This is a genomic window from Streptomyces sp. NPDC004435 (assembly GCF_042873895.1).
In the GTDB taxonomy this organism is placed as follows: Bacteria; Actinomycetota; Actinomycetes; order Streptomycetales; family Streptomycetaceae; genus Streptomyces.
Map to the genome: position 1 here is coordinate 110,231 of NZ_JBIAMB010000014.1, position 13,198 is coordinate 123,428.

The 13,198-nt window shown below is 72.9% G+C and carries 13 protein-coding genes; 7 read left to right on the forward strand and 6 right to left on the reverse strand.

The window, feature by feature from the left end; all coding sequences use genetic code 11:
* Positions 1–201: 201 nt before the first annotated feature.
* Complete coding sequence (locus tag ACFYT9_RS24925; RefSeq protein ID WP_389167356.1) at positions 202–1,059, reverse strand: nitroreductase/quinone reductase family protein; 858 nt, start codon at positions 1,057–1,059, stop codon at positions 202–204.
* 150 nt (positions 1,060–1,209) lie between these two features.
* Between ACFYT9_RS24925 and ACFYT9_RS24930 the strand changes: the two genes are divergently transcribed.
* From ACFYT9_RS24930 to ACFYT9_RS24940, 3 genes are all read left to right on the forward strand, one after another.
* The gene (locus tag ACFYT9_RS24930) at positions 1,210–1,614 is read left to right on the forward strand and encodes a MarR family winged helix-turn-helix transcriptional regulator (protein WP_389167573.1); all 405 of its coding nucleotides are present in this window, start codon (positions 1,210–1,212) and stop codon (positions 1,612–1,614) included.
* A gap of 61 nt (positions 1,615–1,675) precedes the next feature.
* The gene (locus ACFYT9_RS24935) at positions 1,676–2,776 is read left to right on the forward strand and encodes a calcium:proton antiporter (protein ID WP_387271288.1); all 1,101 of its coding nucleotides are present in this window, start codon (positions 1,676–1,678) and stop codon (positions 2,774–2,776) included.
* A 300-nt stretch (positions 2,777–3,076) separates the two neighbouring features.
* Positions 3,077–4,573, forward strand: coding sequence for a fatty acyl-CoA synthetase (locus tag ACFYT9_RS24940; RefSeq protein WP_389167359.1), 1,497 nt, complete (start codon positions 3,077–3,079; stop codon positions 4,571–4,573).
* Here ACFYT9_RS24940 and ACFYT9_RS24945 read toward each other — a convergent pair.
* Positions 4,564–5,508: an NAD(P)-dependent oxidoreductase gene (locus tag ACFYT9_RS24945; protein ID WP_389167362.1), complete on the reverse strand. Its 945-nt coding sequence runs from the start codon at positions 5,506–5,508 to the stop codon at positions 4,564–4,566. The two genes, ACFYT9_RS24940 and ACFYT9_RS24945, sit on opposite strands and share 10 nt — an antisense overlap.
* A gap of 111 nt (positions 5,509–5,619) precedes the next feature.
* Between ACFYT9_RS24945 and ACFYT9_RS24950 the strand changes: the two genes are divergently transcribed.
* A complete protein-coding gene (locus ACFYT9_RS24950) occupies positions 5,620–5,970 on the forward strand; it encodes a winged helix-turn-helix transcriptional regulator (protein WP_376599024.1) in 351 nt (116 codons plus the stop codon).
* A 117-nt stretch (positions 5,971–6,087) separates the two neighbouring features.
* Here the strand turns inward: ACFYT9_RS24950 and paaK are convergent, their stop codons facing one another.
* Complete coding sequence (paaK, locus tag ACFYT9_RS24955) at positions 6,088–7,377, reverse strand: phenylacetate--CoA ligase PaaK (RefSeq protein ID WP_389167365.1); 1,290 nt, start codon at positions 7,375–7,377, stop codon at positions 6,088–6,090.
* Positions 7,378–7,578: 201 nt separating this feature from the next.
* Between paaK and ACFYT9_RS24960 the strand changes: the two genes are divergently transcribed.
* Both ACFYT9_RS24960 and ACFYT9_RS24965 read left to right on the forward strand, forming a co-directional pair.
* The gene (locus ACFYT9_RS24960) at positions 7,579–8,370 is read left to right on the forward strand and encodes a GNAT family N-acetyltransferase (RefSeq protein ID WP_389167367.1); all 792 of its coding nucleotides are present in this window, start codon (positions 7,579–7,581) and stop codon (positions 8,368–8,370) included.
* A gap of 107 nt (positions 8,371–8,477) precedes the next feature.
* Positions 8,478–8,819, forward strand: a complete 342-nt coding sequence (locus ACFYT9_RS24965; RefSeq protein ID WP_389167370.1) for a DUF5713 family protein — start codon at positions 8,478–8,480, stop codon at positions 8,817–8,819.
* A 26-nt stretch (positions 8,820–8,845) separates the two neighbouring features.
* Here the strand turns inward: ACFYT9_RS24965 and ACFYT9_RS24970 are convergent, their stop codons facing one another.
* The 3 genes from ACFYT9_RS24970 to ACFYT9_RS24980 all read right to left on the reverse strand — a co-directional run bounded on the left by ACFYT9_RS24970 (position 8,846) and on the right by ACFYT9_RS24980 (position 12,147).
* Entirely contained in the window at positions 8,846–9,406 is a 561-nt protein-coding gene (locus ACFYT9_RS24970; protein WP_389167372.1) for a hypothetical protein, read from the reverse strand.
* Between the two features lie 145 nt (positions 9,407–9,551).
* On the reverse strand, positions 9,552–10,367 hold the full coding sequence (locus ACFYT9_RS24975; protein ID WP_389167375.1) for a pentapeptide repeat-containing protein: 816 nt from the start codon (positions 10,365–10,367) through the stop codon (positions 9,552–9,554).
* Positions 10,368–10,509: 142 nt separating this feature from the next.
* Entirely contained in the window at positions 10,510–12,147 is a 1,638-nt protein-coding gene (locus tag ACFYT9_RS24980; RefSeq protein WP_389167377.1) for an acyl-CoA synthetase, read from the reverse strand.
* A 165-nt stretch (positions 12,148–12,312) separates the two neighbouring features.
* Between ACFYT9_RS24980 and ACFYT9_RS24985 the strand changes: the two genes are divergently transcribed.
* On the forward strand, positions 12,313–13,113 hold the full coding sequence (locus tag ACFYT9_RS24985; RefSeq protein WP_389167380.1) for a crotonase/enoyl-CoA hydratase family protein: 801 nt from the start codon (positions 12,313–12,315) through the stop codon (positions 13,111–13,113).
* The last annotated feature ends 85 nt before the right edge of the window (positions 13,114–13,198 follow it).

A 13,198-nucleotide genomic window follows, 5' to 3' on the forward strand; every position in this document is an offset into this window, starting at 1 on the left:
GAGGGGGCGATGGTCCGGAGCGACTGGTACCGGGGGAGGGGGCGATGGTCCGGTGCGAGTCGTACCGGGGAAGGGGGCGATGGTCCGGTGCGAGTCGTACCGGGGGAGGGGCGAGCGTCCGGTGTGAGCCGCAGCCGGAGCGGGGCGCGAGCGTCCGGTGTGAGGGGTACGACCTTCCCGGTGTGACCCGTACCGGGAAGGTCACGAAGCCCCCGTCGCCTCCCCGTCCGTCAGGACGGGCAGCAGTCGTGCCTCCTCGTGGGCGAAGTGCGCCTCCAGCTCCGCCGCCAGGGGCTCGACGTCGGGCCGCAACAGCTCCGGGGCCGCGCCCGAGGCGAGCAGCGCCTCCAGTTCGGTGACCGCGCGGGCCACCACACGGTGCTCCTCCCGCATCCGGTCCAGATCCTCGGCCAGGTGCGGGAACCGCTCCCGCAGCTGGTCGAAGACGCCGTCCTCGGCCGTGTGATGGGTGTGCAGCGCCGTGCAGAACGCCAGGCAGTGGCGAGCCAGTCCGGGTCCGAGCCGGAGCCCGGGCGCAGCCAGGCCCTCGCGGAGCGCCGCAAGCTCGGCGCGCAGGCCGTCGTGCACCTCCATCAGGTGCGCGGCGATCGCGGCGCGCCGCGACGGGTCCGAGAGCCCCGCGTCCCGGCGCAGAACGACGACCGGGATCACCCGCTCGGTGCCCGCCTGGTACGCGCCGAACGCCGGGTCGCGGCCGGCCTGCTCGGCGTAGAGCCGGTCGCGCTCGGCGCCCTCGGCCGCCACCGCCTCCGCCGCGAAGCGGTCGACCGTCCCCTCCGGGGTGCAGATCTCGACGGTCACGCGCGGCTCGGCGCGCACGTTGTGGTACCAGGCGGGATGGCGGGGTGCGCCGCCGTTCGACGCGAAGACCAGCAGCCGTGTCCCCTGGCGTACGTACACGACCGGTGTGGTGTGCTCGCGGCCGCTGCGGGCGCCCCGGGTGGTGAGCAGGAGGAGGTCCGCCCCCGCGAACATGCCGCCCACGCGGCCGCCGTTGCCCCGGAACTCCTCGATGACCTGCTCATTGAAAGCGGACATGGCTGTGCCCTCCGGTAGCATCGATCACGACAGATCTATTTGCTTTGAAAGCAAAGCTAAATCGGAGGATGCAGGGTGTCAACCGAGCGCGAGGGGAGCGGGGCCGCCGGACCGGACGTCGACGACGCCGTCCGTACGCTGCTGCTGCTCATGCCCCGGATGGTGGGGCGCGTCAAGCGCATCAGGGTGCCGGAGGAGCTGGCGTCGCTGACGCTGGCCCCCCGTCACCTCTCCCTGCTCGCCTACCTCCTCTTCGACGGTCCCCAGAGCGTGAACGAACTGGCCGCACGGCTCGGCGTCGCGCCCACCACCGTCAGCCTGATGGTGGGGGACCTCGCGAAGAAGGGGGTCCTGGAGCGCCACGAGGACCCCGCCGACCGCAGACGCAAGATCGTCTCGATCGCGGAGGAGCGAAGAGCGGCCATCGACGGCTGGCTCGGCCGCAGCGCCGGTGCCTGGCGGGCGGCCCTCGCCCCGCTGGGTCCGGCCGAACGGCGGATGTTCATCGACACCCTCGCGGCGTACGAGCACCATCTGGCCGACGCAGAAGAATGACGGAAACAGGCCGCGGGGACCTCACGCGGGAGCCGCGGCCTCCTAGGGCAGGAAGAAGATGATGAGTTCGAGCACCAAGGCGTTGACCCGGGAGTGGACCACGTGGGGGCCGGTGGTGGCCCTGCTTGCGCTGGTCTTCGCCTGGGGGCGGGAGCTACCGGGTCTCGCCGTGGGGCTCATCGCGCTCTGCCTCTTCGCCGCGGTCCTCGCCGCCGTCCACCACGCCGAGGTCATCGCCCACCGGGTCGGCGAACCCTTCGGCTCGCTCGTCCTCGCCGTCGCCGTCACCGTCATCGAGGTCGGACTCATCGTCAGCCTCATGGCCGGCGGCGGCGAGAAGACCGCGACCTACGCCCGCGACACCGTTTTCGCCGCCGTCATGATCACCTGCAACGGCATCGTCGGCCTCGCCCTCCTGGTCGGCGCCCTGAGGAACCGGGTCGCCGTCTTCAACGCCGAGGGCTCCGGCGGCGCGCTCGCCACCGTCTGCACCCTCGCGACGATGACCCTCGTCCTGCCGACCTTCACCACGAGCCACCCCGGCCCCGAGTTCTCCGGCGCCCAGCTCATCTTCGCGGCCATCGCCTCCCTCGCCCTCTACGCCGTCTTCGTCGCCGTCCAGACCGTCCGCCACCGCGACTACTTCCTTCCCGTCACCCCCGAGGGCAAGGACTGCGCCGAGGACGACCACGCCGACCCGCCGACCAAGGCCGCCACCTGGTTCAGCCTCGGTCTGCTCCTCGTCGCCCTCATCGCCGTGGTCGGCAACGCCAAGCTGATCTCCCCGACCATCGAGGACGGCGTCCAGTCCGCCGGCCTGCCCAAGGCCGTCGTCGGTGTCGTCATCGCCCTGATGGTCCTGCTGCCCGAGACCCTCGCCGCCGTGCGCGCCGCGCGCCGCAACCGCGTCCAGACCAGCCTCAACCTCGCCTACGGCTCCGCCATCGCCAGCATCGGACTCACCATCCCGGCGATCGCGCTCGCCTCCATCTGGCTGTCGGGCCCGCTGGTCCTCGGCCTGGGCCCGCTCCACATGGTCCTGCTCGCCCTCACCGGCGTGGTGAGCGCCCTGACCGTCGTGCCCGGACGGGCCACCCTCCTCCAGGGCGGCGTCCATCTCGCGATCTTCGCCGCCTTCGTCTTCCTCTCCTTCAGCCCCTGACCCGGTCCCTCACCCCCTCACCCCCTCACCCCCAAACCCCCTCACTCCCTGACGAGCACGACCCGCGGCGCGGGCGGGCGCCGGATCTCCCTCCCGCGGATACGGGAGGCGACCCGGCGCCCGCCCGCGCACCGCTTCGTCCGGCCGCTGTGGTGCGGCGACGCGCAGACCGAGCCTGCCCGGTCGACGCGGTCGGCCCGTGCCCGACGTGTCGACATCCCGTTCGGTATCCCAGGCGGCGAAGTGCGCGGACGCGGCCGGGTACTTGACCCGCCGCACCGGCACGCCGAGGATCCAGCCATGGAACGAGGACTCCTCCACCGGACCGTCGACGGCGTGCTGCGCGCGAGCGCCGAGCGCGTCCCCGGCCGGACCGCCCTGCGGTACGCGGACCGCGCCTGGACCTACGCCGACCTCGACACCGCCGTCTCCACCGCCGCGGCCGTGCTGCGCCGCGAGCCGGGACTCGTACCGGGCGCCCGGGTCGCCACCTACGGCCACAACTCCGACGCCTACCTGATCGCCTTCCTGGCCTGCGCCCGCGCCGGTCTCGTCCACGTGCCGGTCAACCACCACCTCACCGGTGACGACCTCGGCTATCTCCTGGACCAGTCGGGGAGTTCGCTGGTCCTCGCCGATCCCGGGCTCGCCGACCGGATCCCCGCGGGCGTACGTGTCCGGGCCCTGCGGGACGCGCCGGGCTCGCTCCTCGACGCGCTCGCGGAGCCGGAGCCGTACGACTCCGACAGCGATCCCCGCGATCTCGTGCAGCTGCTCTACACCTCGGGCACCACCGCGCTGCCCAAGGGTGCCATGATGACCCACCACGCGCTCGTGCACGAGTACGCCAGTGCCATCGAGGCGCTCGACCTGGCCGAGGACGACCGGCCGGTGCACGCGCTGCCGCTCTACCACTCCGCCCAGACGCACGTCTTCCTGCTGCCGTACCTGGCTGTGGGCGCGGAGAGCACGCTCCTCGAAGGACCCGACCCCGAGACCCTGTTCGGGCTCGTGGAGGCGGGACGCGCGGACAGCCTCTTCGCCCCGCCGACCGTGTGGATCGCGCTGGCCAACCACCCCGGCTTCGACGGGAGGGACCTGTCCGCGCTGCGCAAGGCGTACTACGGCGCCTCGATCATGCCCGTGCCCGTCCTGGAGCGGCTGCGCGGTCACCTGCCCGGCCTCGCGTTCTACAACTGCTTCGGCCAGTCCGAGATCGGCCCGCTCGCGACCGTCCTCGGCCCCCACGAGCACGACGGCCGCATGGATTCCTGCGGCCGGACCGTCCGGCACGTCGAGGCGAGGGTCGTCGACGAGGACGGCAAGGACGTCCCCGACGGCACCCCCGGCGAGATCGTGTACCGGTCCCCGCAGCTCTGCGAGGGGTACTGGGCCAAGCCCGAGGAGACCTCCGCCGCCTTCCGCGACGGCTGGTTCCGCTCCGGGGACCTCGCCGTCCGCGACGCCGACGGCTATCTGACGATCGTCGACCGGGTGAAGGACGTCATCAACTCCGGCGGTGTGCTCGTCGCCTCCCGCCAGGTCGAGGACGCCCTCTACACCCACCCGGCGGTCGCCGAGACGGCCGTCATCGGCCTGCCCGACGAGCGCTGGATCGAGGCGGTCACGGCCGTGGTCGTCCCGCGCGGCGAGGTCACCGAGGCGGAACTCCTCGCCCACGCCCGCGACCGCCTCTCCTCCTTCAAGGCCCCCAAGCGGATCGTCTTCACCGAGGCCCTGCCCCGCAACGCCAGCGGGAAGATCCTCAAGCGGGACCTGCGCGACCGCTACGCCTGAGCCCCGGGCCGGCGTCCGCGCAGGACGTCCAGGATCTGGGCGGGCCCCGCCGCGCCGTCGCCGAGCGCCACGGTGCGGCGGGCCAGCCCCTCGACCGCACGCATCACGCCGGAGTCGATGCCGTGCGCCTCGGCGGCGTGCACGACGTGCGCCATCGTCGACACCGCCGAGCTCAGCGGGTTGATGTCGCCGGAGCGGTCGCCGCCGTTCTGCACGTCGTGGGCGAGCTCCTCGAAGAGCGACGGCAGGATCTGCGCGATCCCCGCCGCGAACGGCGCCAGTTCGAGCGGCTCGATGCCCTCCGCCCGCGCCAGCGCCAGCGCGTGCCAGTACCCCGCCGACGACGTCCAGAAGAGGTCGAGCAGCGCGATGTCGTAGGCGGCGGCCCGGGAGATCTCCTCACCGAGATGGGTGTGCGTGCCGCCGAGCGTGTCGAGCACCGCCCGGTGCTCCTCGTACGGCGCGGCGGGGCCGCTGAAGAGGAAGACGCCGTGCGGTGACCCGATCGTGTCGGCCGGCGTCATGATGGCGCCGTCGACGTAGGCGACGCCGCGCGCCTCCGCCCAGCGGCCGGTGTCACGGGACCGCTCGGGGACGTCGGCGGAGAGGTTGACGAGGGTACGGCCCTTGAGCGCGGCCTCCACCGCGTCCTGGCGCAGCACCGCGTCCGTGGCGTCGTAGTTGACCAGGCAGATCACGGTCAGCGGGCTCGCCGCGACCGCCTCGGCGGCGCTCGCCGCCAGGACCGCGCCCCGCTCGACGAGGTCGCCCTCCCGGCCCGGAGTACGGTTCCACACCGTGGTGCGGACGCCCGCCGCGAGGAACGCGCCGGCCAGGGCGCGGCCCATCGGGCCGAGACCCAGGACGGTGACGGCGGGCGGGCGGGGGGTGGACACCCGGTCGGACGGCTGCGGGGACGGCTGGTTGCCGGACATGCGTGAACTCCTGTGCAGAGAATGCGGATTAGGGTGGGTGTGCCGGGCGCGGCGGACAGCCGCGGACGGACGGCACACGGACGCACGAGGGTGACGGGACGGAGAGGGACGATGGCGCGCATCCGCCTGGACGAGGGCTCGGTCTGCGGCGTTGCCGCGGCGATCTCGGTGGTCGACGGCAAGTGGAAGCCCACGCTGCTCTGGATGCTCGAATCAGGGCCGCACCGGCCCGGCGAACTGCGCCGGAAGGTGACGGGGATCAGCGAGAAGGTGCTGACCCAGGCCCTGCGCGAGATGGAGGACGACGGGCTCGTGCACCGTGAGACGCACGAGGTCGTGCCGCCCAAGACCGTCTACTCGCTGACCGAGTACGGTCTCGCGCTCTCGCTGCTGCTGGCTCCGCTCTCGGACTGGGGACACGACCACCTCGACCGGCTGGCCGAGCTGCGCGCCGCCTCCTGACTCCTCCCTCCGGACCCCTGCGGCGCCGTCCTCGTGGACGTCTCCACCTTCTCCCGCAGCGCCGGAGGGCGACAAGTACCCACTAAAAGGTGGGTACTGTGTCGCCCTCCCCGCGGATCACCGGTCCCGCAGGTCGACGATCCGCTTGAGCTTGCCCACCGACCGTTCCAGCGTCTCCGGGTCCACCACTTCGACCGCGACCGAGACGCCGATGCCGTCTTTCACCGCCCGCTCGATCGCCCGCGCCGCCTCCGCGCGCTCCCCGGACGTCGCGTCGGCCCGGGCCTCCGCCCGCACTGTCAGCGCGTCGAGCCGGCCCTCCCGGGTCAGCCGCAGCTGGAAGTGCGGGGCCACGGCGGGCGTCCGCAGCACGATCTCCTCGACCTGGGTCGGGAAGAGGTTCACCCCACGCAGGATGATCATGTCGTCGCTGCGCCCGGTGACCTTCTCCATCCGCCGGAACGCGGGCCGCGCGGTGCCCGGGAGGAGCCGGGTCAGGTCCCGCGTGCGGTAGCGGATCACCGGCATGGCCTCCTTGGTGAGCGAGGTGAAGACCAGCTCGCCCTCCTCGCCGTCCGGCAGCACCTCGCCCGTGATCGGGTCGACGACCTCCGGGTAGAAGTGGTCCTCCCAGATGTGGAGTCCGTCCTTGGTTTCGACGCACTCCTGCGCCACGCCCGGGCCCATCACCTCCGACAACCCGTATATGTCGACCGCGTCGATCGCGAACCGCTCCTCGATCTCCGCGCGCATCGCCTCCGTCCACGGCTCGGCGCCGAAGACACCCACCTTGAGGGAGGTCGAGCGGGGGTCCACGCCCTGTCGCTCGAACTCGTCGATGAGCGTCAGCATGTAACTGGGCGTCACCATGATGATCTCGGGCTCGAAGTCCTGGATCAGTCGCACCTGGCGGGCGGTCATGCCGCCGGAGGCGGGGATCACCGTGCAGCCCAGCCGTTCGGCGCCGTAGTGCGCGCCGAGGCCACCGGTGAACAGGCCGTAGCCGTACGCCACGTGGACCCGGTCGCCGGGGCGGGCGCCGGCCGCGCGCAGCGAGCGCGCGACGACGTCCGCCCACACGTCCAGGTCGCCCTCGGTGTAGCCGACGACCGTGGGCAGGCCGGTGGTGCCGCTGGAGGCGTGCACGCGGCGGACCCGCGACCGGTCGACGGCGAACATCCCGAAGGGGTAGTGGTCGCGCAGGTCCGCCTTGGTGGTGAAGGGGAAACGGGCCAGGTCGGCCAGGGAGCGGCAGTCGTCGGGGTGGACCCCGGCCGCGTCGAAGGCTCGCCGGTGGAACTCCACGTGCGCGTAGACGTGCCGCAGCGTGCTCCGCAGCCGCTCCAGCTGGAGCGCCGCCAGCTCCTCGCGCCCGAGCCGTTCGCCGCCGTCCAGCAGTTCCTTCATGCGCCGCCACTCCTCCGCACTCGCCCGGAGGCCGCCCAGGGAAATCGGACGACCGATCATTCGGTAGATACGTGTGGGAGCCAGTAAAACGTTCCCGGGGAGGGGTTTGGCAAGGTCCCGGCGCCACCTTTCCCCCGAAGGCCCCCGCGGCGGCCGGAAAAGGCGTTGCCCGTCCCCGGGCGCCGCCCTTCAATGGCCCGGATGAACCACGCACACGCCCTCCGGGACCACCGCCTCCTCGACCTCTACGACCGGCAGCTGCGGCGGGAGGCGCGCCCCGACGGGCCGGACTGCCGCGTCGAACGCTCCGGCGCCGTCGTCCGCCAGACCGGCCCCGCCCACGCCTGGAACGGCGTCCTCTGGTCCGGTCTCGACGAGCACACCGCCGACGCGGCCATCGCCGAACAGCTCGCCCACTACCGCGCGGAGGGCGTGCCCTTCGAATGGAAGCTGTACGCCCACGACGGCCCGGCCGACCTCGGCGCACGGCTCGTGGCGGCGGGCTTCACCCCCGAGGAGCCGGAGACCCTCATGGCCGCCGAGTCGGACGCGCAGGCCGGGGCGGTGCCGCTGCCGGCCGGGGTCGAGCTCCGCGAGGTCACCGACGCCGAAGGTGTCCGCCAGGTCGTCGAGGTCCACGAACGGGCCTTCGGCACCGACAGCTCCGACCTCGGCCGCCGCCTCCTGGACCGGATGGCCGCCGATCCCGGCACCGTCACCGCCGTCCTCGCCCTCGCCGGCGGGGTGCCCGTCAGCGCGGCCCGCCTGGAGCTGTGCCCGGGAACCGACTTCGCCGGCCTCTGGGGCGGCGGGACCGTCGAGGAGTGGCGCGGCCGCGGCCTCTACCGTGCCCTGGTCGCCCACCGTGCCCGCGTCGCGGCCACCCGTGGACACCGCTACGTCCAGGTCGACGCGGCCCCCACCAGCCGCCCCATCCTCCAGCGCCTGGGCTTCGTCCCGCTCACCACGACCACGCCGTACGTCCACGCCTGAGCGACGCCGCCGGGGTCCGGTGGGTCACCCGAGGGGCGTTGTCAGTGCCCCGGGGCATCATCGGGAGGAGGGAGCACGCACGGGGTCCTCCCGGGGAGGGAGCGGGCATGACGATCACGAACGCGAAGGTGGGGGAGTACGCGTTCCTGCGCGAGCTGTACGAGGACGGGTACTTCCCCGACCACGTCGTCGACAAGGGCCGCGAGATCCTGCTCCGGCTCTGCGAGCGCATCGAGACCGACCGCCCGGCCGACCTGCCGGCGCTGTACGTCCTCACGCACGCGGCGACGGAGGAGTTCAACGCCCTGGAGGCGGAGTTCGAGGCGGCGGGCAGCGAGATCGAGACCACGGCGCGGGAGCAGATAGGCGAGGACTTCCGCTTCGTCGCCGGCGCGTACGGCTTCGCCGACGCGGACCACGAGGAGCTGATCGCCACCCGGGAGTGGTGAGGGGCCGGGGCCCGCCGGGCGGGGGCTCAGCCCAGGACGGCCCGGCGCGCGTCGATCCTCTTCCGGTACGCCGGGTACCAGGGCTCGCCCTGGGCCCGCTCGACGACCGCGGCGGCCCGGCGCCGGTCCCGGGACTGGCGGACCATGTCGACCGCGCCCCACAGGCACAGCGCCGGCAGGGCGAAGCGCAGGAAGCCGAGCGGCACGAAGAGCACCACCGCCACGAGGACGGCGGCGACGACGACGTTGCCGACGGCGAGCATGCGCGACGCGACGTGCCCGGTGAGCACGGGGTCGGCGGGTCCGTCGCCCGGGTCCCCGAAGGCGTAGACCGTGCCCTCGCGGACCAGCGCCTTCTGCCGCAGCAGGATCCAGGCACTGGGCGCCGCGATCGACAGCACCGCCACGGTCCGCGCGGTGAAGGTGTCGGGGAGCCACACGGCGGCGGCGCACACCACGTTCAGCAGGAAGTGCGGCCATGGCGGGGTGATCGCCTGGACTGCCCGCGTCCGCTCGGCGTCGAGCAGTTCGTTCAGCGCCTCGGGGGAGGGGGAGGGGGCGGGCGTGGGAGTGGTGGTGTCGCTCATGCTGGGTCTCCGGGGCGGCACGGTGTGGCGAGAGGTCGGGGCGGGTCCCCTCATGGAGTCCCCGTCGGATGATCAGACCACGGGTGGCGGGGAAAGGTTGCGCCCGGGATCTTGCCCGTTCCCGACGGCCCGGCCCGGCCGCCTCTCAGGCCGGCCAGTGCGCCGGGCGGTCGAAGCCGTCCGGGAGGACGGTCCTGGCGTCGCCGCGGGCCGAGTTCAGCTGGGGCTGGGTGAGGAAGAGGGCGTCGGTCAGGGTGGCGCCGGAGAGGTCGGCGTCACGCAGGTCGGCGCCGATCAGGTCGGTGAGGGTGAGGTCCGCGCCGGTGAGGTCGGCCGCGATCAGCAGGGCCCCGCGCAGATCGGTGCCCCGGAGCTTCGCGCCCCGCAGCCGCTTCCCGACGAGGTCGGCGCCCCGGCGACCGCGCGGCTTGCCGCCGGCCGTGGCGCGGACCAGTTCGCTGGTCCGCAGCAGCAGCGGGTTGATCTCGGCCCGGACGGGGGCGACGTCCAGCTTCTCCAGCTCGTCGGCGGGCAGCGCGGTCAGCCCCTCGACCCGGGCCAGGGCGGCCCGCACCTCCTCGTGGATCCGGCGCGCGGCGGGCCGCTCCAGGGCCTCGGTCAGATAGCGCAGCAGTTCGTGGAGCTGCCGGACCACCGGAAAGACCTCGTACATCTGCCGTGCGGTCTCCGGCGCCTCCCGCCAGGACACCCCGCCGAAGGTCACCTGGGAGACCTGTTGTCCGGCGCCGAAGCAGTCGTACACCGTGCATCCCTGGAAGCCGCTCGGGCGCAGCCGTGTGTGGATCCCGCACCGGAAGTCGTCCTGGAGGTTGCGGCAGGGGTCGCCGGCGGACTTGCCCACGGCGAAGTCCGCCGACTTGGCGAACGGCAGGGCCACACAGCACAGACCGAAGCACTGCGCGCAGTCGCCGCGCAGCGCGGCTTCCCGGGTGTCGGGCACGGTGAAACGGTTCCTTCGCGGCTCGTGGACGATCGTCCCACCGTACCCCGCCCCCCTCCGAGCCCCCCGGCCACGGCCGCCGGCCCGGCGCCCCGGGAGTTCGGCGCCGGCCGCGTCCCACCCGGCGCCGGACCCCCGTCCGTCAGCCCGTGTCGCCTCGCGCCGCGTCCGCCTCCGTCGCCACCGACTTCGCCCAGCGGTAGTCGGCCTTGCCGCTGGGGGAGCGCTGGATGCGGTCGGCGAGGACGAGCTGGCGGGGGACCTTGTAGCCGGCGAGGTGGCGGCGGCAGTGGTCCTGGACGGCGGCCAGGTCGAGGGGGTCCGTGCCCTCGCGCTGCTGGACGACGGCGGCCACGTGGTTGCCCCACTTCGCGTCCGGCACCCCGGCGACCAGGGCGTCGTAGACGTCGGGGTGGGACTTGAGGGCCTGCTCGACCTCCTCCGGGTAGACCTTCTCGCCGCCCGTGTTGATGCACTGCGAGCCCCGGCCGAGGACGGTCACCACGCCGTCCTCGTCGACCGTGGCCATGTCGCCGAGGAGCACCCAGCGCAGGCCGTCCCGCTCGAAGAAGGTCTCGGCGGTCTTCGCGGGGTCGTTGTAGTAGCCGAGCGGTACGTGTCCGCGCTGCGCGAGGCGGCCGATCTCGCCGACGGCGACCTCCTCCCGGGTGGCCGGGTCCACGACCCGGGTGCGTTCGTTGACGTGCAGCCGGAAGCCCTTCTCGGGGCCGGAGTCGTCGGTGGCCCGGCCGTTCGAACCGGATTCCGTGGAGCCGAAGTTGTTCAGCAGCAGGACGTTCGGCATCAGCTCGCGCAGCTGCGCCCGTACGGTCTCCGACATGATCGCGCCGGAGGAGGAGAGGCTGAACAGGGCGGACAGGTCGGTGTCTCGGAGCGGACCGGCGAGCGCGTCGATCAGCGGGCGCAGCATGGCGTCCCCGACGAGGGAGATGCTGGACACCTTCTCCTTCTCCAGGGTCCGCAGCACCTCCTCGGGCACGTACTTGCGGTGCAGGACCACCCGCTGGCCGTAGTTGAAGGCGATGAAGGTGGTGAGCGTGGAGGTGCCGTGCATGAGCGGCGGTGCGGGGAAGAAGGTGATCCCGTCGCCGCCGGCGGCCACCCGCTCGGCCAGTTCCTCGGGACGCTTGACGGGCTCGCCGGAGGGGTCGCCGCCGAAGAGGCCGGCGAAGAAGAGGTCCTCCTGGCGCCACAGGACGCCCTTGGGCATGCCGGTGGTGCCGCCGGTGTAGATGATGAACAGGTCGTCGCCGGACCGGGGGGCGAAGCCGCGCGCGGAGGACGCCGCGGCCTCCGCCTCCTCCAGCGGTACGGCGTCGAGGGCGGGGGCTCCCTCGGGCGGGGTCCCCACCCGCACGAGGTGCCGCAGTCGCCCGGTCCGCGGCAGGGCCGCCGCGACGCGGTCCGTGAACTCCGCGTCGTACACGAGGGCAGTGAGGTCGGAGTCCCGGTAGAGGTAGACCAACTCTTCTTCCACGTACCGGTAATTGACGTTCACCGGCACGATCCGGGCCTTCAGGCAGGCGAGCACGGTCTGGAGGTACTCGACGCCGTTGTACAGGTGGAGGCCCAGGTGTTCGCCCGGCCGGACCCCCGCGTCGAGCAGGTGGTGGGCCAACCGGTTGGCCGCGGAGTCGAGTTCGGCGTACGTCAGCCGCCGCTCGGCGCCCGTCCCCGGGTGGTCGACGTAGACCAGCGCCTCCCGCTCCGGCACCACGTCCACGACCGATTCGAACAGGTCGGCAAGGTTGTACTCCACCGTTCCTCCTGACCCCGGCGCGTTCGGACTCGGGCGGTCATCAGAGCACCGACGCGCACAGGTGGGAAGGGGGCGCGTCAAAGAATCTGACTGGGTGTCAGAAAACTATTGAACTGCCTCCGCCACTACTGCAACCTGTTCCAGAACTGGAGACGGGAGATGCCCATGGCCGGCACCGAACACCTCACCATGCGGCGCGAAGGCGCCACGCTCGTCCTCACCCTGAACCGTCCCGAGGCGAAGAACGCCCTCTCTCTGCCGATGCTCGTCGGCCTTCACGACGGCTGGATCGAGGCGGACGCCGACGACAGCGTGCGCTCGATCGTCCTCACCGGAGCGGGCGGCGCCTTCTGCGCCGGGATGGACCTCAAGGCCCTCGCCGGGAAGGGCATGGCCGGGGACGCCTACCGCGACCGGCTCAAAGCCGACCCCGACCTGCACTGGAAGGCGATGCTCCGCCACCACCGCCCCCGCAAGCCCGTCATCGCCGCCGTCGAGGGCGCCTGTGTGGCCGGCGGCACCGAGATCCTCCAGGGCACCGACATCCGGGTCGCCGGCGCCTCCGCCACCTTCGGCCTCTTCGAGGTCCGGCGCGGCCTCTTCCCGATCGGCGGCTCCACCGTCCGGCTGCCCCGCCAGATCCCGCGCACCCACGCCCTCGAAATGCTCCTCACCGGCCGCCCCTACACCGCGGAGGAGGCCGCCCGCATCGGACTCGTCGGCCGCGTCGTCCCGGACGGCACCGCCCTCGACACCGCCCTCGAACTCGCCGAACGCGTCAACGCCTGCGGGCCGCTGGCCGTCGAGGCGGTGAAGGCGTCCGTCTACGAGACGGGCGAGATGACGGAGACGGAAGGGCTCGCCGCCGAGCTGAAGCGGGGGTGGCCGATCTTCGACACCGCCGACGCGAAGGAGGGGGCGAAAGCCTTCGCGGAGAAGCGGCCGGCGGTGTTCCGCCGGGAGTGACGATCCCCCCGCCCGGGGCCGAGGGCACCACCCGGGCCCCGTCCGCGCCTCTCACGCCCCACCCGCCCCCGCACAGGAAGGCCCG